Annotated in this window: 2 protein-coding genes; both read left to right on the top strand. The window is 35.9% G+C overall.

The features are described from left to right. The first annotated feature begins 112 nt into the window (after positions 1-112). Positions 113-568 carry a hypothetical protein gene (locus tag K4I03_RS05280; protein ID WP_227963946.1) on the top strand — a complete coding sequence of 152 codons (456 nt, stop codon included), beginning with the start codon at positions 113-115 and terminating at the stop codon, positions 566-568. Continuing rightward, positions 568-1490 (top strand): hypothetical protein (locus K4I03_RS05285; protein ID WP_227963947.1); only part of this gene is annotated, 923 nt, incomplete at its 3' end. The genes K4I03_RS05280 and K4I03_RS05285, both read left to right, overlap by 1 nt.

Consider the following 1490-nt stretch of genomic DNA (forward strand, 5'->3'; position numbering starts at 1 on the left):
GTTTAGTATGGTTTTTCACGCGCTATTAAAGGTTTTTTAGACAATAAAAAGACTTTTTAATAAAAAAAGGTTAAAATAGAGCTACAAAGAATATTTTAAAGGAGCGTGAAGTATGGATTTAAAACAGAAAACCGTGTTTAATTATCTAGTAAATCTCTTTACTGACCGTGAATACAATCAAGAGTTTTTAAAAAACATGAGTGTGTTATGGCCTGATTTTAAGCTTGTAGTTGAAAGGGCTCTTAGAGAATTGCACTATCTCAAAAGAGAATCATTGACTGATAAAGATTATCAGATGCTACTGCCCTATATCAATTTGAAGTCTAGGGTAGCAATTCAAGTCTGGATTGAGAAAATAGAGGATTACTGCAAAGATAGAGAAGATAAACCTGCTACCAGTGAAAATTTATTATCTGTCATTGAGCGAAATAAACTCTATGATGTTGTGCGAGGGAATTTGAATTGCCTGGTCGTAGAAATTCTGTTGGATCAGAGTGAGTTTAATAAACTTTTATGGGAAAGCCGAGGAGAAGTGACTACAGAAATGCTAGAAGGGATTGATTTTTGATGGATAAAAGAAAGATGAATGAACTAATTGTGAAGTTAGGCAAAAAATTGGCCAAAGCTTTTGAAATTGATGAATACTTAGCCTACTTTTTAGAGAAAAAGCCTGAAGTTGTTCAACATAAAGTCCAAGAGATGATGAAGGACGAAAATTTCCCCCAAGAAGCTCAATGGGATAAAGTACGTTGGGAAATAAGAGGGAAAAATAAAACTGAGTTCAGTGAGTGGGTTAGGCTAGGTTTTCAAAAGGGAWATTTGAGCCAAGAAGACATCAAAGATAAACTCAATGATTTTATCAGGTCTGACCGTGACTACAAGATGTACACTGCGGAGTGGGAAAAGTTGATGAACATTGAGATTATTCTAAAAGAAACCGCTGAAGAGTATTTAGAAAGACAAGGAAAAGCAGATGCCCTCTCTAAGCATCTATCAAGTAATTTTGATCCAGATTATATTGGTGAAAAACTAAAAGAATATGAAAATCTATCCCTCAGTTACAACCCTGTCATGGATTTGTTTAATGAGCAGAGAGCTAGTTCAGAGCTGGGAGATAAAGCAACTGTCCTCAATACCCGATTCAAAGTATTGGTTTCTCCACCAGATTTTGAAGAGGTTGCAAGCAGTTTGACAATGATGATCAAAGACCAAGGAGAATCCTTGGATAATCTTTTAGAGTTCTCTGGCCAAGCTTTAAATGCCATTTATTTCTCACCTTACACATTGCACTTTTTGCCATTAAACGTTCAAATTCAAGATACTGTTGAAGAATGGGAAGAAAGAAACCAAGTATTGGCCAGTCCTGCACGCGCGAAAAAACTATTGACACAAAAAATTTCAGATTCCTTTGACGGCGCTTGGCTCGGTGAAGAAATGTCTGATCCAGAAATGCTTCAACATCCTCAAAATGTTCTCTATCAACGAATTTC

The organism is Streptococcus sanguinis (genome assembly GCF_020729725.1).
Taxonomy (GTDB): domain Bacteria; phylum Bacillota; class Bacilli; order Lactobacillales; family Streptococcaceae; genus Streptococcus; species Streptococcus sanguinis_V.

Coding starts and splice junctions, on each gene's coding strand:
- K4I03_RS05280 (WP_227963946.1), top strand. CDS start 113: ATGGATTTAAAACAGAAAACCGTGTTTAATTATCTAGTAAATCTCTTT.